This is a genomic window from Psychroserpens mesophilus (assembly GCF_050617655.1).
GTDB classification, from domain to species: Bacteria; Bacteroidota; Bacteroidia; order Flavobacteriales; family Flavobacteriaceae; genus Psychroserpens; species Psychroserpens mesophilus_A.
Genome location: NZ_JBODQC010000446.1, coordinates 1 through 241, shown reverse-complemented (window position 1 = coordinate 241; position 241 = coordinate 1). Strand labels below are relative to the sequence as shown.

The 241-nt window shown below is 66.8% G+C and carries 1 protein-coding gene; it reads right to left on the bottom strand.

The genetic code is table 11. From position 1 onward, the window contains the following. Positions 1-241, bottom strand: a 241-nt coding sequence (locus ACRHNM_RS17935) for a phage tail assembly chaperone (RefSeq protein WP_431137991.1), incomplete at both ends; no start/stop codon positions are given.

Here is a 241-nt window from a genome sequence, read left to right as displayed (position 1 = left end):
GAGATCGGGATCGGACCAGGCCCCATGCCCACGCCGCGCTCCGTGGACAGCTCCCAGAACGCGCGCCAGATCGGCCATTCCACGTCGGTCAGCTCTGGCGGGATGAGCGTCTTGGGGATCTCCTGCCCGAAGCGGACGTAGGCCGCGATGGTCTCGACCGCGTCGGGGTTTTCAAGTGCCCACTTCAGGCGGGCGACGAGTTTTTTCCCGCCTCCTCCACGAAGGCGTTGGCGTCGGCATC